Here is a 20452-nt window from a genome sequence, read left to right as displayed (position 1 = left end):
GGAGGCCACATGAACACACCTGACCTGCACAGACAGGGGATTTTCGTATTAGCAGCCAGGGCGCCCCGGAGAACCGGGCGGCCACTCCTTCGAAGCCACGACTGGCAAGACCACATCAGCCACACCCGGCCCTCCCGGGCCGACTAACAACTTACGGAGACCTCATGCAGCAACACCCGTATGACTACGCCGACTACACGTACGGGGCGTACGAGCCCGACGACACGCGCCCGCCGCGCAGGAACCGGCGCCCGGTAGTCATCGCGGTCGGCGCGCTGGTCGCGCTGCTCGTCGTTCCCGTCGCCGTCGACCGCTTCGCCACTGCGCGGGTCGAGTCCCGTACGGCCAGGGCGTTCCAGGAGGGCATGCACACACCCTCGGTGCCGGAGGTCCATGTCCGGGGCTTCCCCGTCCTGACCCAACTGGCCGCCGGCACTTTGCGGCAGGTGGACATCACCGCGCACGACATACCGGCGAGCGACACCACCGGGCCGCTCCCGGTGAGTCAACTCTCGCTCCGCCTCGCCGGGTTGAGGAAGTCCGACGACGACAAGGAGGCGCTGGCCCGCTCGGCGGAGGCGACCGCCCTGCTGTCCTACCCGGACGTGTCCGACGCCCTCGGACCGGAGATCTCCCGGGGCACCCGCCCCGACCAGGTCCGTGCGACGGTGCGGCTCGCCCCCGGCGCCGACGTCACCGTGGCGGCGACCGTCTCGGTACTGTCCGGCAACCGCATCGCCTTCAAGAACTTCCAGGTCACCGGCGGTCTGCTGCCCGAGGTGGGGCGAGTGGCCCTCCGCACGGTCTTCGAACGGCCGATACGGCTGCGGAACATCCCCGACGGACTGCGGCTGCGGTCCGTCACCACGACGGAGAGCGGGCTCAGCGCCCGACTGTCGGGCGAGTCGGTCACCTTCCGGTCCGACGACAGCGCGCGGACCGGTTCGGCGTGAGTCAACTCGCCCTACGGGGGCGGTGTTTGAGAGCTCACGCGTCCGTGACGGTCCGCGCCGCCCCCGCGATCCCGTCCACCACGTCACGCGCCTGCTTCTCCGGCACACCGGTCGCGATCAGCGCGGCGACGGCAGCGTACGTGCCGTCGTCCTCCAACTCGCCGGTGTTGAGCTCTTCGAGCAGTGCGATCGTCAGGGCCTCAAGTCCTGCGCTCAGCACGGCGGGTGGCAGCTGTGTGTGGAAGACGCCGTCGCGCTGTCCGCGGTCCAGGATGGTGGTGGCGGCGCGGCGAGCGGGTGCCAGGATCTCGGTGACCCGCTCGACACCGAGGTCACGGCGGGCCAGGGCCAGCAGCAGCCGGTAGCGGTCGCCCACGGTCCACATCGACAGGACGAAGCGTGCGAACGCCCGGTCGGCCGACTCCGGCTCCGCCGCTTCCGGGCCGGCGGGCAGCGCGGCCTTCAGCGCCTTCGCGGCCTCCTCGGCCAGCGCCTCCAGCAGCGCCTCCCGACCGGGGAAGTGCCCGAACAGGGTGCGCCGCACCACACCAGAGGCGCGGGCGAGTTCTTCGAGGGTGATGTCAGGGTTCCGGCCGAGTTCCCGGCGGGCCGTGGCCAGGATCCGTTCCCGGTTGGAGCGCGCGTTGCTTCGCTGGGGGACTCGGGCCGGGGGCTTGGTCACGGACAACCTCGGTGAAGTGCGGGAACGGCGGAGCGGGAACTAGCGGTACGGCCAGTCTGGCACGGCACGGCGACCGTACGGCATCACAGCAGCACGGCGTCCCGCCCGCCGTCCGCTCAGTAGGAGCGAAGGTAGCGGTCGAGCCGGGAGCGGGCCCGGTTCACGCTGAGTCCCAGTGCCTTGCCGAGCGCCTCGCCCGACACGTCGTCGGCCCGCACCCCGTACGCGGCCTCCCTGCCGACCCGGCCCGCCATGCGTTCCAGCATGGCCACCGCCTTCAGCGCGGCCACCGGTGCCGTCTCGGCAAGCGCGTCGAGCCGTTCCTCCAACTGCCCGATCAGATCGGAGAGTTCCTCCGGCAGCGGGACCGTACGGCGTTCGACCGCGCTGATGTGCTCCCACCAGTCCTCGTACGCGTCGGACGTGTCCAGGTCGTCCAGGTCGCGGTCCTCCACCTGGTCCCAGTCGATGGGATGGCTCTCGCCACGCCAGCCGCACACACAGGAGGCCCGCCAGGCCGCCGCCTTGGGGCGGCCCAGCCAGCCGTTGTACGCCCACCACTCGCGCGTCTGGAATCCGTTGGTGCCACTGCCCACGTCCAGATACACGGGTTTCGGCTCACTGCCGTCGGCGAGGGTCGCCCCCACGATGCCCTCGTGGGACTCCCCGAACTCCTCACTCCGCCACGCCACAACTCCCCCTTCCGGCAACCCTACAACGGCCGGACCGGCACCCTGGGTGCCGGTCCGGTCACAGTACGAGAGTCCCGCGGAACGGGCGTCCGGGGAGGGTGATTTCACCCAACAGACCGGATTGTTGGGCAGGACGGCCAGTCAGGCCACCGCGGGATCGAGCAGCCCCGCGCGCAGTCGCCGGAGCATACGGCTGATGAGACGGGACACGTGCATCTGGGAGATGCCGAGTTCCTCGCCGATCTCGGCCTGGGTGCGCTCCTCGACGTAGCGCATGTGGATGATCTTCCGCTCCCGCCCGTCGAGTTGGGCGATCAGGGGTGCCAAGGAGCTGAGGTCGTCGACCAGTTCGAGACCCGGGTCGTCCTCGCCGATGACGTCGGCGAGCACCGTCTCGCCCTCGGCGCCGGCGTCGGAGCTGAGCGCGGCGTCGAGCGAGGAGGAGGTGTAGCCGTTGGACGCCTTGCGGGCCTCGATGACCTCTTCCTCGGTCAGGCACATCAGCTCGGACAGTTCACGGGTGGTGGGGGTACGGCCGAGGCGGGAGCGGAGTTCCTCGGTCGCCTTGGCGAGCTCGACGCGGGCCTCCTGCAGTCGGCGCGGCACATGGACGGCCCAACTGGTGTCGCGGAAGAAGCGCTTGATCTCGCCGACGATGTAGGGGACGGCGAACGAGGTGAACTCGACCTGCCGGGTGAGTTCGAAGCGGTCGATCGCCTTGATGAGTCCGATCGTGCCGACCTGGACGATGTCCTCCATCTCGTTGTTGCTGCGGCTGCGGAAGCGGGCCGCCGCGTAGCGCACGAGGGAGAGGTTCATCTCGATCAGGGTGTTGCGCACGTACTGGAACTCGGGGGTGCCCTCCTCCAGCGAGGTCAGCCGGTCGAAGAACTGGCGCGACAGCTCGCGCGCGTCCCTCGGGCTCACCTTCGACGGCTCCGCGATCAACGGGAGCGACTCCTCGGCCGCCACCCGCCGCCCTGCCGTGGCCGCTGCCTTCGCTGCCGTCACGGCTCCCATAACGCCCACCCCATTCGCTCGAACGAACTACCGACAAGACCCCCCTGCCCCGGTTCACACGTCTCATTCCCCCTCGTTCGGTCAAATCCGGGGCGGGCACCTGCCTTTCGGTGCGCGGCCCGACTCGACGGCTCACGCGCCCTTGCGGCCGACGCCCGCGTAGACCCAGTACTCCGACGGGTTCTCCGGGATCTCGTCCTCGGGGTCCGGGCGCCACAGGGGGACGTAGGTGAGACCGGGTTCGGCCAGGTCGAAGCCGTCGAACAGGCCGAGGATCTCGTCGTGGGAACGGGCGGTGACGGGTGAGGTCGCCTTGGAGCGGTACAACTGACCCACGGCCGCGGCGGTGTCCGGGCGGTCCTGGTTGGTGGCGTGGCTCAGCGCCAGCCAACTCCCGTCGGGCAACGCGTCACGGAACGCGGCGACGATGCCGGCCGGGTCCTCCGCGGGCGTGATGAAGTGCAGGATCGTGATCATCAGGACGGCGACCGGCTGCTCGAAGTCGATCAACTTCCTTACCTGCGGGGCGGACAGGACCTCGCCCGGCCGCCGGATGTCGCCGTCGACGATGTCCGCGTCCGGGTTGTCGGCGAGGAGGGAGGTGCTGTGCGCGACGGCCACCGGGTCGTTGTCGACGTAGACCACGCGGGCGCCGGGGCTCGCCGCCTGTGCGACCTCGTGGACGTTGCCCTGGGTGGGGATGCCCGAGCCGAGGTCGATGAACTGCCGTACTCCGGAGGCGACCAGGAAGCGCACGGCCCGGCCGAGGAAGTCGCGGTTGGCCCGGGCCAGGGTGCGGACCTGGGGGTCGATGGCCGTGAACGCCGCCACCGCCTCGCGGTCTATGGCGAAATTGTGTTCACCGCCCAGCATCGCGTCGTACATTCGGGCGACGCTCGCCTTGTCGGGATCGATCCCCTGCGGCAGACCTCCACTACCCGGCACTGCAACTCCTCTTCACCCGAAGATCCTTGACGAGTCATCATATGATTGCCGTCGAACGCACGGCAGACCGCATGCCCCACGCCACGCGGCCGGTCCCCACCCGGAAAGGCACGACCCTGCGGAACGAACCGCGCAGTCACTACGGTGACGCACTCCCTGCCGGGCCCCCACGCCGCAGGCAGGCCTTCGCCCCGGCCGCGGACGTGATCGGCTCGGAGCTCGACCTGCGGCTGACCGGCACACATGTCGTGCACGCGCTGACACCCGGTTTCTGCGACGCGGCGTCGGTGTATCTGCTGGAGCGGTGGGTGCTCGAGGAGAACGCCACTCCTTCCGTGGATCCGGCCCAGATCGAGGCGCGCCGGCTGGCGGTGCGGGTGGGCACGGAGGCGCAGGAGTCCTGGGACGGTGTGCTGCCGGTCGGTGAGGTGATCGTCTTCCCGCGCGAGACGCCGTACGCGCGTGCGCTCGCCACCGGGCACACCCAGGTGCTCGACGGGGTGGACGCGCACACCTCGCAGCGGCTGCTGGCGTCCGCGGGCGGGGACGCGGAGCGCATAGACGATCTGCTGCGGACGGCGTCCTTCCTCGTGGTTCCGCTCCAACTGCGCGGCGCCGTCATCGGGTTCATCGCCTGCACCCGCGGCCCTGAGCGGGAACCGTTCCTGCCCGGTGAGGCCGTGGCCGTGGAGTCGCTGGCGGCCCGGACCGGGGTGGCGCTGGACAACGCGCGCCGCTACGAACGCGAGCGCCGCACCGCGCTGGCCATCCGCAACAGCCTGCTCCCGGACCCTGCCCGACAGTTCCCCGGCTGCCGTATCGCGCACGGCTATCTCCCCGCCGGCCAGGGCAACATCATCGGCGGCGACTGGTTCGACGTACTGCCCCGCCCCGGCGGCCGGGTCGGCCTGGTCGTCGGCGACGCGATGGGCCACGGCCCCGACTCAGCCGTCGCCATGATCCAACTGCGCACCGCCGTACGCACGTTGGCCCGACTCGACATGGAGCCGGCCGAACTGATGCGCCGCCTCGACGAGTTGGCCTATGACACCCCGGGCGCGTCCTTCGCCACCTGCATCTACGCCGAGTGGGACGCGGGGGCGCACACCTGCACCCTGGTCGGCGCCGGGCACCCTCCCCCACTGCTGCGCGGCCCCGGGGGACCGGCCGCACCCGTCGTCCTCGCCAGCGCGGGACTGCCACTGGGACTCGGCACCGGCAACTACGAGCCCACGGTGCTGACCGTCTCCGAACCGTCCCTGCTCCTGCTCTACAGTGACGGACTGGTGGAGTCCCGGCACACCGACATCGACCAGGAGATCGCCCGGCTCGCCGCGGCCCTCGACTCGGCCGCCGCCGAACCCGCCCCGTCCGGCGGCCCGGACGCGTTCCCCGCGCTGTGCGAGCGACTGCTCCACTCCCCCGGCGCGGCGCCCGGAGCCGACGACCGCACACTGCTGCTGGCCGAGTTGACGCCCGCGACCACCTGAACAGGCCGCGGACGTCCTCGCCCCCCATCGCCCGGTTTCAGCACCCGGTCGACAGCATGGCCCACACGGCCTTGCCGCCGGTGAGCGCCGACCGGTCGACCCCCCAGGTGTCCGCGAGCGCCTGCACGATGAACAGCCCGCGCCCGCTCTCGTCGTCGACACACGGCTCGCAGCGGGAGAGCCCGCGGCCGGTGTAGTCGTGATCGTGCACCTCGATGCGCAGACAGCGGTCGTCGACGATCCCGACCCCGCACAGCAGTCGCGCGCTGGGGGTGTGACACACACCATTGGTGGCCAACTCCGAGACAAGGAGCACCGCGTCGTCACGCACGCTCTCGGGCAGGCCCCACTTGGTCAGTTGCGCGCCCATGACGTGGCGGGCGACCCGGACACCGGAGCGGTGCGCGGGAAGTTCCAGCCAGTGCGCCAAGTCCGGGCTGGCGACATCTAAGAGCTGCGGGGAGGGAGTCGTGTGGGGGGACACGGTGGTTCGCCTTCCATCGGGGGCGTGCGCAGGCGGGAGACGCGAATCGTCGGCAACAGGCGTGCCGGAATTGGGGTGTTCCGGCGGGGGGCCTAGATCACTGACACAAGTAACTATGCCCATAGGTCAGTTCAAGCTGCAACCGGCTCCCTGATAATTACAGAACGGCGATTTCTGTCTGGCGGCATCAGCAAGTCGCTGTCAGACTGACGCCGGTGACAGTCCCTCAGGAGGTTGGGCGTGAGCGAAGCTCGTTCGGGCGCCGGTGCACCCACGGTCCTGCGCATGATCCTCGGCCGCCGGCTGCAGGACCGGCGGCAGGACGCGGGCGTGTCCCTGGACGACGCCGCCAGGGCCCTGCGGGTGACGTCCCTGACCATCCGCCGCCTGGAGAAGGCCGAGGTCGGCCTCAAACCGCTCTACGTCGAGAAGCTGCTGGAGACCTACGGCGCCGACCGGCAGGAGATCGAGGAGTTCGTCACCCTCGCCGAGCGCGCCAACCGGCCCGGCTGGTGGCACGACTTCCGTGATGTGCTGCCCGGCTGGTTCACCGCCTATGTGAGCCTGGAGACCGGCGCCAAGACGCTGCGCACCTATGAACCCCACTACGTCACGGGGCTCCTCCAGACGTACGACTACGCGCGTGCCGTACTGAGCGGCGGCTTCCCGAACGACAACGACGAAGACCTCGAACGGCGGGTGCAGTTACGTCTGCGCCGCCAGAGTCTGCTGGAGAGGCCGGACTCGCCCACACTGTGGGCGGTGCTGGAAGAAGCCGTGCTCCACCGGGTGGTGGGCGGTCCCGCGGTCATGCGGGACCAGATAGACCGGCTCCTGGAGGTCTCGGAACTGGACCACGTCAGTGTCGACATCGTCCCGTTCTCGGCGGGTGCCCACGTGGGGGCGTGCGCACCCTTCACCTATTTCCGGTTCGAGGAACCGGAGCTGCCCGACATCGTCTACAGCGAGATCCTCTCCGCCTCGATGTATCTGGACCAGCGATCCGACGTCGCGGCCCATCTGGAGGCGCACAACAGGATGTCGCTGCTGACCTCCTCCGCGGACAGCAAGGCGCTCTTGAACCGCATGCGCAAGGAGTACTCATGACCACCACCGACAACACGGTCTACAACGGGATGCCCGCGTCGAACCTCGGCGAGCAGGGCTGGGAATGCCCCTGGAGCGGTCCCAACGGCGGTCAGTGCGTGGAGACCAAGCAACTGGCCGACGGTCGTGTCGCGCTGCGCCAGTCGACCGACCCCGCCGGACCCGCGCTGATCTACACGCCGCAGGAGATGGCCGCGTTCGTCGCCGGGGTCAAGCGCGGCCTGGCCGACCATCTGATGGCCGGCTGAACCAGAACCACGGGCGTGAGGAACTGGAGCCGTCCCGGCTGCGACCTGCCCGAGACGCCGATGATGCACACCACTTGAGAGGGACAGCATGACCAACCCCCACGCCGCGCGGGACATCGACACCAGCAGGCCGCACTCCGCCCGCATGTACGACTACTACCTGGGCGGCAAGGACCACTTCGAGGTCGACAAGCAGGCGGCCGAGACGGTCGCGGCGGCCTACCCCGCCATCTTCGTCTGCGCCCGCGAGAACCGTGCGTTCATGCACCGGGCCACCCGTGTCCTGGCCCGGGAGCACGGCATCCGGCAGTGGCTCGACATCGGCACCGGCATCCCCACCGAACCGAACCTGCACCAGGTCGCCCAGTCCGTGGTCCCCGAGGCCCGGGTGGTCTACGCCGACAACGATCCGCTGGTCCTCAAGTACGCCGAGCGGCTGATGCGCAGCACCCGGCAGGGCCGCACCACCTATGTGCAGGCGGACGTCAACGACCCCGAGACGCTCCTCAACGCCCCGGAGTTGGCCGAGGTACTGGACCTCGACCAGCCGGTCGCGCTCTCCCTCAACGCGCTGCTGCACTTCGTCACCGACGCCCAGGACCCGTACGGGCTCGTGGCCCGCCTGCTGTCGGTGCTCCCCTCGGGCAGCGCCCTGGCCATAAGCCACTGCACGCCCGACTTCGACCCGGCCACCTGGGAGAAGGTGACGGCGATCTACACCAACGCCGGGACACCGGTGCAGTTCCGCTCCCAGAAGGACGTCTCCCGCTTCTTCAGCGGGCTCGACCTGCTCGAACCCGGCGTCGCGGTCGGTCACCGCTGGCGCCCCGACGCCGCCGACGAGGACGCCGTCTCGGCAGAGCCGCCCACGGACGCCGAGGTCAGCCTGTGGACCGGGGTGGGCATCAAACCGTAGCGCCGTCGTAGGACGCCAACGACGTTACGTGCGGGAAACCTTGACGATGGCGGTGCCGGATGCCACGATTCCGGCGCCGCCATGTTTACGTAAACATCCTCCTCCACTCCCCCACACCGAGCCCACCGGGTCCGCGGTCGGCGAGCCGACACAAGCCGACCGCCCGGTATCTGTTCCGACGGCCGCTCAGCCGCGCGCAGGCCTCGCCATGCGCCGAGCCGCCAATCCTGAAAGGGCAAGTCGATGCGCACCATCCCCGCCAGAACCCGCGTCACCCCTCGGCTGCGGGCCACCTTCGTGGCCGTCGCCATCGCCGCGGTCACCGGCACCACGCTGGCCGGCAGCCCCGCCTCCGCGGCGCCGAGCACGAACACGTCCCAGTTCAAGGGCGTCAACTGGGCCGACCCGCGCGACAATTACGCCGACGACCCGGTCGTCCTGTCCGGTCTGTCGCTCACCGACACCTACGCCCAGACGTACACCAAGGCGACCCGTGTCATCGCGGCGTTCCGCGCCAACCTCGGCGCCAACACCGTGCGGCTGCCCATCAACCCGTACACGGTGAACGGCAGTTACTGGAAGTCGTACCGCGGTGTCATCGACGCGGCGACGGCGCAGGGCTTCAAGGTCATCGTGTCGTACTGGGAGGGCACGGGCGCCAACAAGGACGGCTTCATCGACGACCCCGCCACGTACTGGCCCATGTGGAACACCGTGGTGAAGGCCTACCAGCACAACCAGCGCGTCTACTTCGAGCCGATGAACGAGCCCCACGGCTACACCGACGCCGAGTGGGCCGACCTCGCCGCCAAGTGGCTGGACACGTACTCCCATGTGCCGCGCAACCGGGTGTTCGTGAGCGGCGCCGGCTACAACGACCACGTCACCACGGTCTGCGCCGACCCGCGACTGAAGGGTACTTACCTCTCCCTGCACCACTACGGCTTCTGGAAGGACTACGCCACCTACGACCAGTGGGTGAGCGACCTCAAGGTACGCCTCGGCGACTGCGCGAACCGCACTGTGGCCGACGAGTTCGGCGCCCCGATGACCACGGGCCTGAACTACAACGTGCCTACTCCCGACGACAATTCGGTCAACTTCATCCAGGCCGACACCGACACCTTCCGCAAGCTCGGCATGGGTTCCGTCTACTGGCCCGGTCTGCGCACCGACGACACGTACTCGATCCAGAAGCTCATCGGCGACGCGGCCCGCCCCTGGCTGGAGACGACCAACCAGTCCGGCGCGGACCGGCTCGCCTGGGCGTGGGGGCGGGGACGGCCGGTCAAGTCCTGACCCTGCGGCTCGGCAGGTGGCCCGATCCGTGTCCGCGAGGTGGCGGGGCGGGGACGGATCGTGGCACCCGCTCATGGTGAACGGCCCGGCAGCGTACGGAAGTTCACGGTCGGCGCGCTGGTGACAGCACCACCCTGCGCCGCCCTCGGTCGACTTCGGTGACGACGACCGCGAGCTCGTCGCCCACGTGGAGGATGCCCTCCGCCGTGTCCACGGGCATCTCGGTGAGCTCTCGTAGATGGACCAGTCCCTCGATGCCGTCGGCGATCCGGACGAAGACGCCGAACGGGATCACCCTGGTGACCTGTCCGCGCAGTGTCCGGCCCACCGCGACCCCTTCGGCGAACACCGCGAAGGGGTCCGGCTGCATCGCCCTCAAGGACAGCCGCGCCTCTCCGTTCCAGTCGTCGAACTGGAGGAACTCGCACGAGACATGCTGACCGACCCGGACGACGTCCGAAACGGCGTCGATGCGCCGCCATGACAGTTCGGGGATCGTGATGAACCCGACGCCGGGGAAGACCGGATGGTCGGGGCCGTCGTCCAGTGACACGAACACGCCGAACCGCTCGATCGCGGCGACTGTCCCGGAGAGAACCTCACCGGGTCGACGTGAGGTCAGGAACGCCCAGAGTTCCGGGTTCTCGGTAGCGGTCATCGCCAGCCGCACCCGGCCCCCGTCCGGATCGACGGCCACGACCTCAGCGGTGATCCGCCGGCCGACCTCTACGGCCTCAGTCGTCTTCCAGCGCCAGGAGACGTCCGCCGGCCAGACGGTCCCCAGCGGGCGCGCGGAGAACCCGTCCAGCATGACCATCACCCCCCGAGACCGCGTGATCTCCACGACGGTCCCGCCGCAGATGTCTCCCACGTGGATCCCTGCCAGGAATTCCCTGACCGCCCGATCGTCCGCCGCCGCCCCCATGCCGTTCAGCCTCTCACGGGGAGCCCCCTCCGTCGACACTAAGTGGTGGCAGGTTCTCCGCTTGCTGGGCGGCAGTCGGACCATATTCCTGCGCGCCCGTCTCGCGGAACCACAGACAGGAAAAGGCAATGACGGACCAGGAGTCAGCCGTACTTCCACCCCACGTCGAGGACCCCGAACTGCTTCCACCGGGAGTGGCGGCCCCTGCCGAGGGGAGCCTGCTGACCTACTGGCAGGATCGCGTGGGCCAGCACGTGCACGATTCGTACGCCGGCGTTCGCCTCATGAAATTCCCCGGGGACCTGCGGATGTTCGAACATCTGCTGCGGCTTTCCCGAGCTCAGGTCGTCGTGGAACTCGGCACCCATTCAGGCGGCTCGGCGCTGTGGTTCCGGGATCGACTGCGGACAACGGCCGCCTACGACCTGATCCCCCAGGACATCCGCGTGATCTCCGTAGACCTCTCACAGAAGAACACGCACGACGTCCTGGCCGCGGCCGACAGCCGTTACGCCGAGCACATCACCCTGCCGGAAGGGGACATCCTCGACCAGGACACCAGCTTCAGAGTCACCGAGCACATTCAGCAGGGCGCGCACTGTCTCGTGGTGGAGGACACCCGGCACGCCTACGAGACCACCCACGCGGCACTGCGCCACTACTCCCGGTTCGTTCCCGACGACGGCTTCTTCGTGGTCGAGGACGGTCTCATGGATTCCCCGGAACTGTGCGTGCACATAAAGCCCCCGGGCGAGACCGGTGGGGTCGTGTCGGCGGTGCGCGACCGGCTGACCGACGATCAGGGGCAGTCCTTCCAGGACAGGCCGGACCTGAACAGATACGGCGTCTCCTGCCGCAACATGTGGTTGCGCCGCAAAGCGGTGTCGCCCTCCTATTGACGGTCAGTCATCTCCAGCCTTGACGGCGGCGACCTCGCGCATTTCCGTGATCCTGCCGTCGAGGACGGTGAAGATCGACGTCACCCGGAACTCCTCCCGGCCGATTTCCCCGTACGGCTCACGGAACTCCACCTTCTCGTACAGCCCGGGAAAGACCTCGAAGTGCTTCCGCAGCGCCTCGATACCGGCCGCCTTGACTCTGCCGAAGGTGACGATCCGCGCATCGTCCGCCCAATAGCGGTGAATCTCGTCGATGGCATCGCCCTTCTCGACGTCACACAGGTCTCAGACCCACGTGTACATACCGTGGAAGAGATCCCCATAGCGCTCAGTCGCATTCATGGCCGTAGAGTGATCCTTTCGTGCCCGAAAACAATTCAGCCTCGAAGGGGTTCGGCCTGGAATGGGCGGAAGCCGCGCTCGAACGTGGCGACCAGGTCGCCGTGACCAGTCGCTCGGAGTCCGCGTTCGACGGCCCGGTCGCGAAGTACGGCGACGCGGTGCTGCCGCTGCGGCTCGACGTCGTCGACCGCGCGGCGGCGTTCAAGGCCGTACAGGAGGCGATCGACGAGTTCGGTGGCCTCGACGTCGTCATCAACAACGCGGGCTACGGCCTGTTCGGCATGACCGAGGAGGTGACCGAGCAGCAGGCCCGCGAACAGATCGACGTCAATGTGTTCGGCGCGCTGTGGGTGACCCAGGCAGTGCTGCCGCACCTGCGCGCCCGCGGATCCGGCCACATCATCCAGGTGTCGTCCATCGGCGGGGTCGTCTCACTGCCCGGACTGGGCCTCTATCACGCGTCCAAGTTCGCCCTGGAGGGCTTCACCGCGAGCCTCGCCGCCGAGGTCAAGGACTTCGGTATCAAGGTCACCCTGGTCGAGCCGGCCGGATACGCCACCGGATGGGCCGGGCCCTCCGCGGTGCAGACGGAGCATCTGCCGGCCTACGACGACTTCCGTGCGGCCATGACACGGATTTCCGCGCGGCGCGGCGATCCGAGTGCGACGCGAGCGGCGATCCTCACCCTTGTCGACGCGGAGCAGCCGCCGCTGCGGATCTTCTTCGGTGAAGGCCCGCTGGAAATAATCACGAGGGAGTACCGGACGCGGCTGGACGAGTGGCGGAAGTGGGACGACGTCTCGAAGATCGCGTTCGGAGCCTAGGACGCCACAGCGCCGGGCCCGCGGCCCCGTTCCGCCCGCAAAACTCACCCGCGGTCGCGACCATGCGTGTGCTATGAATCTTCACGCGTGACCGATATGACAAACAGACAGACAACCGTTCGACCGGCCACCGGGTGAGGGCCGGTCGGGGTCGCCGATGCCGGGGTCCGCTCCCCGGGCTGCGGTGATCTTCCTGTACAGGAGGACCTCCCGCATGTTCCGACGTATTGGCAATACGGTCGTCCGACATCCCGTCTGGACGATCGTCGCGTGGCTGATCGCGGCGGTGGCGATTGTCGCCACCGCTCCGGGCCTGCCCTCCAACAGTGACGAGAGCAGCTTCCTGCCCAAGAGCTACGAATCCATCAAAGCGGCGGATCTGCAGGTGAAGGCGTTCCCCAGCGCCTTCACTCCGTCCGCCATCGCGCTGTACCAGCGCACCGACGGCGGCACACTGACCGCCGCCGACAAGAAGGACGTCGCCCGGATCACCACCGAACTGGGCGAGAAGCACATCGACCAGGTGCAGAAGGTGGTCCCCGGCCAGCCGTCCAAGGACGGCCGCTACACCATGTCCCTGGTCCAGATGGACAGCAAGAACGCCGGCCAGCCCGTCCAGGCGGACGCCGCCAAGGTGCTGCGCGAGGACGTCAAGCAACTGGTCAAGGGCACGGACCTGGAGGTGAGGCTCGGCGGTTCCGCCGCGCAGGCCCTCGATCAGCAGGACTCCTCCAAGCGCGGCGAGGCGCTGATCGGTATCGGGACCTTCGTCATCATTCTGGTGACGCTCCTGATCATCTTCCGGGCGCCGATCCTCGCTTTCCTGCCCCTGCTGCTGATCGGTGTGGTGGCGGCCATCGCCAACGGGCTGATCGCCTACGCCACCAAGCTGTTCGGCCTGCAGGCCAACAGTTCCGTCTCGTCGATCCTGATCGTCGTGCTGTTCGGTGTGGGCACGGACTACTTCCTGTTCCTGATGTTCCGTTACCGAGAACGCCTGCGGGCAGGTGACGAACCGAAGCAGGCCATGATCAACGCGGTCGCCCGGGTCGGCGAGGCCATCGCGTCGGCGGCCGGTGCGGTCATCATCGCCTTCCTCGCGCTGGTGCTGTCCACGCTGGGCTTCCTCAAGCAGATGGGTCCGGCGCTGGCCATCGCGGTCAGCGTCACCCTGATCGCGGGCCTGACCCTGATCCCGGCCGTGGTCTCGCTGATCGGGCCGAAGGTCTTCTGGCCCTCCAAGTCGTGGCAGCGGGAGCCGGAAAACGCCCGCTTCGCCGCCCTCGGCCGCGGTGTGCGGCGCCGTCCCGCGCTGGCCGCCGCGCTCTCAGGCCTCGTTCTCGTCGCCCTGTCGCTCGGCACCCTCGGCTACAAGGCCACCTTCGATCTGGCCTCGGGCTCCATGCCCAAGACCAAGGAGTCGATGGTCGTCCAGGACGAGATGCAGAAGGCGTACTCGGCGGGTGCCGCCGCCCCCACCGACGTCTACCTCTCCAGCGCCGACGGCCGTCCCCTCGACCGGAGCACCTTCACCGCCTACGCCGAGAAACTCGGGGCCGTGGACGGTGTCGCGAGCGCCCGGATGAGCCAGGTCAACAAGGGCGGGACCACGGCGGACTTTACCGTGACGCTGAAGTACGAGGCTTCGACGGAGAAGGCGATCGACGCCGTGGGCCGGGTCCGCGAGGTCGCGCACTCCGCCGCTCCCGACGGTACCGAGGCCCTGGTCGGCGGCATGTCCTCGATCTACAAGGACATCAACGCGGCGGTAAATCACGACTACCGGACCGTCTTCCCCGTCGCCGCCCTGCTGATCATGCTGATCCTCGGACTGGTGCTGCGCAGCGTGGTCGCGCCCTTGTACCTCATGGCGTCGGTGGGTCTCGGCTTCGGCGCCACACTCGGCGCCACCGTCTGGATCTTCCAGGACGCGCAGGGGCACCCGGGTCTGATGTTCATGCTCCCGGTGATCATGTATCTCTTCGTGGTCGCCATCGGCACGGACTACAACATCCTGATGATCGCCCGGCTCCGCGAGGAGGCCCGCGAGGGTCGCGATCCGCGCGAGGCGGCGGGTATGGCGTTGCGGCACGCGGGGCCGACCGTGGCGGCGGCGGGTTTCATTCTCGCGGCGACCTTCGCCACGATGATGCTGGCCGGCAACGCGCTGCTCACCGAGATGGGTTTCGCCGTCTCCTTCGGCATCGCCGTCGCCGCGTTCGTGATGGCGATGTTCTTCACGCCCAGCCTCACCGCCCTGATCGGCCACGCGGCCTGGTGGCCAGGCCATGCCGACCGCGCCCGGGAGACAACGCCTGCTCCGGGCACCGGCTCCGGCACCCCCGGCGGTGAGGACCAGGACTCGGTCGCCCACGATCCGGCGGGCCGCCGCTGATAGTCACACCCCGAGGGCCTGTCCGCCGGACCGACATCCGGCGAACAGGCCCTCACTCAACTCCCCGAACCGGCCCTGGGTTTGGTCGTCGGGGCCGATTGCAGGATCTGCTCGACACCGAAGGCGAAGCGCTCGCCGTAGTCGATCGAGACGTAGTCCTCCAGTACCGAATGGAGGCCTGGGAAATGCTGCTCGTCAACGGATTCCCGCAGCCGGTCGTGGAACGCGGCCGGTGTCGCCTGCTCCTCCTGGACGAGGCCGAGCGTGAAATAGAAAAGGCTCCAGGACGTCCACGCGGCCGACTTACGGGTGGGGCATCCCTCAAAGAGGACAGTCACCAGCCGTTCGGAAAAGGCCAGCGTGTTCGGCTCGACGGGAAAGGTTCCGGCGACGAGCAGGGCGCCGTCCCGGTGGGCGAGCATGGCCCGCCGCAGACGCCGGAGCAGTTCGGTCACCTGCTCGCGCCAGTCTCCGTGCAGGCTCTCCAGGTCGACCTCGCCCATGATGAACTCCGCCATCCGACCGAGCAGCCGGTCCTTGGTCCGGATGTGCCACATGACCGTGTTCATCCTGACGCCGAGTTCGGCGGCCACCGCCCTCGCGGAGAGCTTGGCGATGCCTTCTCTTTGCAGGACGTCGAACGCGGCCCCGACCACCCGGTCGAGCGTGATACCGACCCTGGTTCGGGCAGCGCCCGGCGTCTTGGTCACTGATCAATACTACCCGGGCGGCCCGCACCGGTCGGTCAGAGGGCCGCGACCACCTCGATCTCGACCAGATAGCCCTCCGCGAACAGCGTCTCCACACCCACGCAGGTGCTCGCGGGCGGCGTCTGCCCCGCCCTTCGGCACCCCGCGATGAGCGCGATCAACTGCTCCGCGTTGTCGGTGTCGTACCCCACGAGGTGAATGGTCTCCTTGATGATTTTGCTACGGCTCGAACCTCCGGCGGCCAGCACCGCGTCGATGTTCTCGTACGCCTTGGTGAACTGCGCGGCCAGGTCGCCCCGGCCGACGAGTTTCCCTTCGGCATCCCACGCGACCTGTCCGGACGTGTAGAGGAGACCCAGTTCGGGGACCGCAAGACCGTGGGAGATCACACCGGTCAGTGGCGGAAGTTCAGCGGGATTCAGCGCGATGATCGAAGACATGGCGAGGCCTTCCCTCTTGCCGCAGAATGGGTGTTTGCGTCATTCCCGCGCAGTACGCAGCGGGTGTTCGGCTAATTGCGACGCGACGCCGGAATGGGGTGTCGCATCGGAACGGTCGCCGCCGTCGACGCGATCAGCACGGTGGCACCGTCATCGCTGTTGAGACGATGCTCCTTCGACGAGTCGAAATGCACCGAATCACCGGCATTCAGTTGCAGCGATACGCCCGAGATATCAAGAGTGATCGCCCCCGACACAACATGCAGCCATTCCTCGCCGACATGCCGTGCGGTCTTGGTGTGCTTACCGGCCGTCAATTCGACCCGGATGACGGACATCGTCTCGCGAGGCCCGCTCAGTACGGTGTAGCGGCCGTCCTGGCCCTCACGCGTCGTCGCCTCGTCGGCGCGCACCAGATGGAAGTCGTCCTGGTCGGGTTCCTGCACCAGTTCGCTGATGGATACACCGTAGACGCGGGCGATCTGCAGCAGGCTGCCGATGGACGGCTTGCGTACGCCCTTCTCCAGGCGCGAGAGATGCGCCGAGGAAATGCCGGTCTGTTCGGCCAGTGTCGTCAGAGTGATACCCCGCTCGCCCCGCATGTCCTTGAGGCGTTGAGCAACCCACAGATCAGTGTCCTCGATCGACATTCCCGCACGATAACATGCCTGCGAGGTAAACAAGCCCGCCTGCCAGGTACATCGGACAGGGGCCCTTAGGCGAGTTTCAGCAGTTCCCGCGCGAAGCCGTCCGGGTGCGTCAGCAGGCCGACATGGGTGACACCGGACAGGGCGACGACCCGGAACCCGCGTTTCTCCGCCGCGACGGCCACCTCCGTGAAGAAGTCCTGATCGGCACAGTGGATATAGGTGACCGGCCTGGCCGCCAGAACCTCTTCGCTGCCGGGCCCGAGCCGTTCCTCGTGGGTGAACCGCGGCATCGGTGTCATCCCGCTCGAAAGCCACGCCGCCCCCTCCTCGTCCGCACCGAGCGCCCCGGTGTCGAGCGGTGCCACCTCCCACTCGGCCGGCCCCCGCGCCTCGGCGAACGCCTGCTCCAGCCAGGGCAGCATCCCGAACGCCGACTCGCCGGTCACCGGGGCGAAGGCGTCCGCGTAGACCACCTGTCCGACCCGGTCGGCCGCGAGCGCGGCGGCTCCCGTGATCACCATTCCCCCGTAACTGTGACCGACCAGGATCGCGTCCTGCACCCCTTCGGATTCCAGGAGTTGGGCGATTTCCCGCGCGTGGACGCCCAGGCCGACGTCCGGCGCGGAGAGCTCGTGACGCTCGGCGAGACCGGCCAGGGTGGGGGTGAGAACCGTATGGCCGGCGCTCTCCAGCAGGGGGCGCAACCGGTCCCACACCCAGCCGCCGCCCCCTGAACCGTGTACGAGTACGAACGTTGCCATGGCCCGCTCCTCCTGAGACTCCAAGACCCCTCGGCCTTTGCCACAGAGTCTCGGCCCAGCCGGACCAAATCCACCTCTTAGGCAAATTAAGTTGCCTTTCAGGCCGGGTCGCCAACCGGAGTGACCGCCGTCACACCAGCGCCAACCCCGGTTCGTGCAGGATCTCCGCGATACCGGCCAGCAATTCGGAGCCTTGCCGACCGTCCATCAGCCAATGGTCGAAGGAGAGCGCGAGCTGGGTCACCCACCGGGGCTCGATCCGCTCGTCCCCGTTGCCGTCCCGGACGACCCAGGGCATACGGCGGACGGCGCCCACGGCAAGAATGGCGGCCTCTCCCGGGTTGAGGATCGGGGTACCGGTGTCCACCCCGAACACCCCCACATTGGTGACCGTGACGGTGCCGCCCGTCATGTCCTGCGGGGAGGTGCGGCCGGCGCGGGCGGTTGCCGTCAAGTCGGCCAGCGCCTGGGCCAGTTCGCGCAACGACATCCGGTCCGCGCCCTTGATGTTCGGCACGACCAGCCCGCGGTCCGTCGCCGCCGCGACCCCCAGGTTGACGTAGCGCTTCAGGACGATCTCCTGCGCCGCCTCGTCCCAACTGGAGTTCGCCTCAGGGGTCTTGGCCAGCGCGATCAGCAGGGCTCGGGCGAAGAACAGCAGAGGAGTGACCCGCAGATCACGGAACTCCCCTCGCCCTGCGACGATTTCACGCAGCCGCATGGTGGCGGTGACGTTGACGGTGATGAATTCGGTGACGTGCGGTGCGGTGAAGGCGGAGGCGACCATGGCGGCGGCCGTGTGTTTGCGTACGCCTCGGATCGGTATGCGGGTCTCGGCCGTTCGCGCCCTGTCGGGGGCTGGGGCGGGAGCGGCCTGCGGGGCCGCGCGTCCGGCAGCCTCGCGCACGTCCTCGCGGGTGACGGTGCCCCCGGGGCCGGTGGGGATGACGGTGGTGAGGTCGACCCCGAGATCCTTGGCGAGTTTACGGACCGGCGGCTTGGCCGCGGGCGGTGCGACCACCTGGTCCGGTCGGCCGGTCCCGGCTCCGGCCTCGACTCGATCCTCGGGCGGCGATGTCCTGTGCGGGGATGCGGCGGAGCGCCTTCTGCGACGGCCGGCGCCCGCGCCCTGCGGGCCGTATCCGACCAGCAGCGCCGCCTGTTCCGGCTCCGGCTGCCGCATCGTACGACCGTCCGACAGCCCGTCCGCAGTCCCTCCCGGTGGGCCGGTGTCGATCGTGATGAGCGGCTTGCCGACCGCCAGGGACTCCCCCACTTCCGCGTGGAGGGCGCTGACGACACCGGCGTAGGGCGAGGGGAGTTCTACGGCGGCCTTGGCCGTCTCCACCTCGACGATGATCTGGTTGACCTCGACGGTGTCGCCGGGCCGGACCGACCAGGCCAGGATCTCCGCCTCCGTCAGGCCCTCGCCGACGTCGGGGAGCAGGAACTGATGCGGGTTCGTCACGGTGCGCCCCTTTCTAGTAACTCAAGCTGCGGTCAATGGCGTTGAGGATCCGGTCGACACCGGGAAGCCAGTCCGACTCAAGGCGGCTGGGCGGGTAGGGGGTGTCGTATCCCGTCACCCGGACGACGGGTGCTTCGAGGAAGTGGAACTCCTCGTCCTGCAGCCGTGCGGCGACCTCGGCGCCGAACCCGTGGGAGAGGGCGGCCTCGTGGACCACGACGGCTCGGCCAGTGCGGTGCACGGACGCGCGGACAGTCGTGATGTCCCAGGGCGAGAGACTGCGCAGGTCCACGACCTCCACGCTGCGCCCCTCCTCCGCTGCGGCCTCGGCCGCCTCCAGGGCGACGGGCACGGTCGGGCCGTAGGCGATGAGTGTCACGTCCGTGCCCTCGCGGCGGATCACGGCCTGCTCCAAGGGCCGGGGCGAGGCGGGGTCGATCTCTCCCTTGGTCCAGTAGTGCCGTTTGGGTTCGAGGAAGACAACGGGGTCGTCGCCAGCCACGGCCTGTTGGATCATGTGGAACGCGTCGTGCGGGGTGGAACAGTTGACGACTTTCAGCCCGGCCGTGTGGGCGAAGTACGTCTCCGGCGACTCCGAGTGGTGCTCGATCGAGCCGATGCCGCCGCCGTAGGGGATGCGGATCACGACGGGCAGGGAGATGCGGCCCGCCGAGCGGTGCCGGAGTTTGGCGAGCTGGGTGATGATCTGGTTCGCGGCCGGGTAGACGAAGCCGTCGAACTGGAGCTCGCAGATGGGTCGGTAGCCGTGCATCGCGAGTCCGATCGCCGCTCCGACGATGCCGGCCTCGCCCAGTGGGGTGTCGACCACGCGCAGGTCGCCGAACTCCTTCCGCAGGCCGTCCGTCACCCGGAACACACCGCGGCTCGGTGTCATCGCGGGCTACACCGTCACCCTCGATCACGGAAAGCTCGGCGTCGGCTTCGAGGCCTTCGTGGAGCTGCGGTTCGCCGGCGACGTCAAGGTCGAGGCGATCACCATGGCCGCGACCAGCGTCCCGGAGGCCCAGGAGGTCTTCACCGTCGCGGGCGACCCCGACGCCCTGGTCCGCGTCCGGGTGACCGACGTGCAGCACCTGCGAGATGTCATCGACCGGCTCCGGCGCACGGGTGCGGTGATCGGCACCAAGACGCTCATGGTGCTGGGAGCCTGGCGGAGGGGCGACTGAAGGGGTCGGAGACCC

Annotated in this window: 22 protein-coding genes and 1 pseudogene; 10 read left to right on the top strand and 13 right to left on the bottom strand. The window is 68.7% G+C overall.

The annotated features are described in order from the left end of the window. The first annotated feature begins 164 nt into the window (after positions 1-164). Positions 165-953, top strand: coding sequence for a DUF2993 domain-containing protein (locus tag OC490_RS41685; RefSeq protein WP_262063263.1), 789 nt, complete (start codon positions 165-167; stop codon positions 951-953). A gap of 34 nt (positions 954-987) precedes the next feature. Here the strand turns inward: OC490_RS41685 and OC490_RS41680 are convergent, their stop codons facing one another. The 4 genes from OC490_RS41680 to OC490_RS41665 form a co-directional block, all read right to left on the bottom strand. Further along, positions 988-1635, bottom strand: a complete 648-nt coding sequence (locus OC490_RS41680; protein WP_262063262.1) for a TetR/AcrR family transcriptional regulator — start codon at positions 1633-1635, stop codon at positions 988-990. A gap of 116 nt (positions 1636-1751) precedes the next feature. Continuing rightward, positions 1752-2327, bottom strand: a complete 576-nt coding sequence (locus OC490_RS41675) for a hypothetical protein (RefSeq protein ID WP_262063261.1) — start codon at positions 2325-2327, stop codon at positions 1752-1754. A gap of 141 nt (positions 2328-2468) precedes the next feature. Further along, entirely contained in the window at positions 2469-3347 is an 879-nt protein-coding gene (locus tag OC490_RS41670) for a SigB/SigF/SigG family RNA polymerase sigma factor (protein WP_262063260.1), read from the bottom strand. A 132-nt stretch (positions 3348-3479) separates the two neighbouring features. Then, on the bottom strand, positions 3480-4292 hold the full coding sequence (locus tag OC490_RS41665) for an SAM-dependent methyltransferase (protein WP_262063259.1): 813 nt from the start codon (positions 4290-4292) through the stop codon (positions 3480-3482). 71 nt (positions 4293-4363) lie between these two features. Between OC490_RS41665 and OC490_RS41660 the strand changes: the two genes are divergently transcribed. Further along, positions 4364-5782: a PP2C family protein-serine/threonine phosphatase gene (locus OC490_RS41660; protein ID WP_262063258.1), complete on the top strand. Its 1419-nt coding sequence runs from the start codon at positions 4364-4366 to the stop codon at positions 5780-5782. Between the two features lie 37 nt (positions 5783-5819). Here the strand turns inward: OC490_RS41660 and OC490_RS41655 are convergent, their stop codons facing one another. Beyond that, positions 5820-6266: an ATP-binding protein gene (locus OC490_RS41655; protein WP_262063257.1), complete on the bottom strand. Its 447-nt coding sequence runs from the start codon at positions 6264-6266 to the stop codon at positions 5820-5822. A 240-nt stretch (positions 6267-6506) separates the two neighbouring features. On the opposite strand from OC490_RS41655, the gene OC490_RS41650 reads away from it, so the two are divergent. The 4 genes from OC490_RS41650 (at position 6507) to OC490_RS41635 (ending at position 9836) form a co-directional block, all read left to right on the top strand. After that, positions 6507-7373: a helix-turn-helix domain-containing protein gene (locus OC490_RS41650; RefSeq protein WP_262063256.1), complete on the top strand. Its 867-nt coding sequence runs from the start codon at positions 6507-6509 to the stop codon at positions 7371-7373. Beyond that, on the top strand, positions 7370-7621 hold the full coding sequence (locus OC490_RS41645) for a DUF397 domain-containing protein (RefSeq protein WP_093631185.1): 252 nt from the start codon (positions 7370-7372) through the stop codon (positions 7619-7621). The genes OC490_RS41650 and OC490_RS41645 overlap by 4 nt, the downstream gene beginning before the upstream one ends. Positions 7622-7709: 88 nt before the next feature. Further along, on the top strand, positions 7710-8537 hold the full coding sequence (locus OC490_RS41640; protein ID WP_262063255.1) for an SAM-dependent methyltransferase: 828 nt from the start codon (positions 7710-7712) through the stop codon (positions 8535-8537). A 243-nt stretch (positions 8538-8780) separates the two neighbouring features. Further along, positions 8781-9836, top strand: a complete 1056-nt coding sequence (locus OC490_RS41635; RefSeq protein WP_262063254.1) for a glycoside hydrolase family 5 protein — start codon at positions 8781-8783, stop codon at positions 9834-9836. 103 nt (positions 9837-9939) lie between these two features. Here the strand turns inward: OC490_RS41635 and OC490_RS41630 are convergent, their stop codons facing one another. Continuing rightward, positions 9940-10761: a S1 RNA-binding domain-containing protein gene (locus OC490_RS41630; RefSeq protein ID WP_262063253.1), complete on the bottom strand. Its 822-nt coding sequence runs from the start codon at positions 10759-10761 to the stop codon at positions 9940-9942. 128 nt (positions 10762-10889) lie between these two features. Here OC490_RS41630 and OC490_RS41625 point away from each other — a divergent pair, with 128 nt between their 5' ends. Beyond that, complete coding sequence (locus OC490_RS41625) at positions 10890-11660, top strand: CmcI family methyltransferase (RefSeq protein ID WP_262063252.1); 771 nt, start codon at positions 10890-10892, stop codon at positions 11658-11660. Positions 11661-11663: 3 nt separating this feature from the next. Here the strand turns inward: OC490_RS41625 and OC490_RS41620 are convergent, their stop codons facing one another. After that, the gene (locus tag OC490_RS41620; protein WP_262063251.1) at positions 11664-11792 is read right to left on the bottom strand and encodes a hypothetical protein; all 129 of its coding nucleotides are present in this window, start codon (positions 11790-11792) and stop codon (positions 11664-11666) included. 230 nt (positions 11793-12022) lie between these two features. Between OC490_RS41620 and OC490_RS41615 the strand changes: the two genes are divergently transcribed. Both OC490_RS41615 and OC490_RS41610 read left to right on the top strand, forming a co-directional pair. Beyond that, complete coding sequence (locus OC490_RS41615; protein ID WP_262063250.1) at positions 12023-12826, top strand: SDR family NAD(P)-dependent oxidoreductase; 804 nt, start codon at positions 12023-12025, stop codon at positions 12824-12826. Between the two features lie 214 nt (positions 12827-13040). Next, positions 13041-15221: an MMPL family transporter gene (locus OC490_RS41610; protein ID WP_262063249.1), complete on the top strand. Its 2181-nt coding sequence runs from the start codon at positions 13041-13043 to the stop codon at positions 15219-15221. A 56-nt stretch (positions 15222-15277) separates the two neighbouring features. Here OC490_RS41610 and OC490_RS41605 read toward each other — a convergent pair whose 3' ends face one another. The 6 genes and pseudogenes from OC490_RS41605 to OC490_RS41580 all read right to left on the bottom strand — a co-directional run. Then, positions 15278-15931 carry a TetR/AcrR family transcriptional regulator C-terminal domain-containing protein gene (locus OC490_RS41605; protein WP_262063248.1) on the bottom strand — a complete coding sequence of 218 codons (654 nt, stop codon included), beginning with the start codon at positions 15929-15931 and terminating at the stop codon, positions 15278-15280. A 35-nt stretch (positions 15932-15966) separates the two neighbouring features. After that, positions 15967-16371 carry a RidA family protein gene (locus OC490_RS41600; protein ID WP_262063247.1) on the bottom strand — a complete coding sequence of 135 codons (405 nt, stop codon included), beginning with the start codon at positions 16369-16371 and terminating at the stop codon, positions 15967-15969. 71 nt (positions 16372-16442) lie between these two features. After that, on the bottom strand, positions 16443-17021 hold the full coding sequence (locus OC490_RS41595) for a helix-turn-helix domain-containing protein (RefSeq protein ID WP_262063246.1): 579 nt from the start codon (positions 17019-17021) through the stop codon (positions 16443-16445). Positions 17022-17086: 65 nt separating this feature from the next. Continuing rightward, positions 17087-17782, bottom strand: coding sequence for an alpha/beta fold hydrolase (locus tag OC490_RS41590; RefSeq protein WP_262063245.1), 696 nt, complete (start codon positions 17780-17782; stop codon positions 17087-17089). Between the two features lie 130 nt (positions 17783-17912). Next, positions 17913-19250 (bottom strand): dihydrolipoamide acetyltransferase family protein, encoded by a 1338-nt coding sequence (locus tag OC490_RS41585; protein WP_262063244.1) that lies wholly within the window; start codon positions 19248-19250, stop codon positions 17913-17915. Between the two features lie 13 nt (positions 19251-19263). Next, positions 19264-20130: pseudogene (locus OC490_RS41580) on the bottom strand (alpha-ketoacid dehydrogenase subunit beta); the annotation flags it as partial. Between OC490_RS41580 and OC490_RS41575 the strand changes: the two are divergent. Further along, on the top strand, positions 20069-20437 hold the full coding sequence (locus tag OC490_RS41575) for an Lrp/AsnC family transcriptional regulator (protein ID WP_262063243.1): 369 nt from the start codon (positions 20069-20071) through the stop codon (positions 20435-20437). The pseudogene OC490_RS41580 and the gene OC490_RS41575 overlap by 62 nt on opposite strands. Positions 20438-20452 lie beyond the last annotated feature (15 nt).

It is taken from the genome of Streptomyces sp. STR69, from assembly GCF_024519455.1.
Taxonomy (GTDB): domain Bacteria; phylum Actinomycetota; class Actinomycetes; order Streptomycetales; family Streptomycetaceae; genus Streptomyces.
The sequence above is the reverse complement of the archived record's forward strand: the minus strand, read 5'-3'. Positions and strand labels throughout refer to the sequence as shown.

Coding starts and splice junctions, on each gene's coding strand:
- OC490_RS41685 (WP_262063263.1), top strand. CDS start 165: ATGCAGCAACACCCGTATGACTACGCCGACTACACGTACGGGGCGTAC.
- OC490_RS41670 (WP_262063260.1), bottom strand. CDS start 3,347: ATGGGAGCCGTGACGGCAGCGAAGGCAGCGGCCACGGCAGGGCGGCGG.
- OC490_RS41660 (WP_262063258.1), top strand. CDS start 4,364: ATGCCCCACGCCACGCGGCCGGTCCCCACCCGGAAAGGCACGACCCTG.
- OC490_RS41645 (WP_093631185.1), top strand. CDS start 7,370: ATGACCACCACCGACAACACGGTCTACAACGGGATGCCCGCGTCGAAC.
- OC490_RS41640 (WP_262063255.1), top strand. CDS start 7,710: ATGACCAACCCCCACGCCGCGCGGGACATCGACACCAGCAGGCCGCAC.
- OC490_RS41635 (WP_262063254.1), top strand. CDS start 8,781: ATGCGCACCATCCCCGCCAGAACCCGCGTCACCCCTCGGCTGCGGGCC.
- OC490_RS41630 (WP_262063253.1), bottom strand. CDS start 10,761: ATGGGGGCGGCGGCGGACGATCGGGCGGTCAGGGAATTCCTGGCAGGG.
- OC490_RS41625 (WP_262063252.1), top strand. CDS start 10,890: ATGACGGACCAGGAGTCAGCCGTACTTCCACCCCACGTCGAGGACCCC.
- OC490_RS41610 (WP_262063249.1), top strand. CDS start 13,041: ATGTTCCGACGTATTGGCAATACGGTCGTCCGACATCCCGTCTGGACG.
- OC490_RS41600 (WP_262063247.1), bottom strand. CDS start 16,371: ATGTCTTCGATCATCGCGCTGAATCCCGCTGAACTTCCGCCACTGACC.
- OC490_RS41595 (WP_262063246.1), bottom strand. CDS start 17,021: ATGTCGATCGAGGACACTGATCTGTGGGTTGCTCAACGCCTCAAGGAC.
- OC490_RS41590 (WP_262063245.1), bottom strand. CDS start 17,782: ATGGCAACGTTCGTACTCGTACACGGTTCAGGGGGCGGCGGCTGGGTG.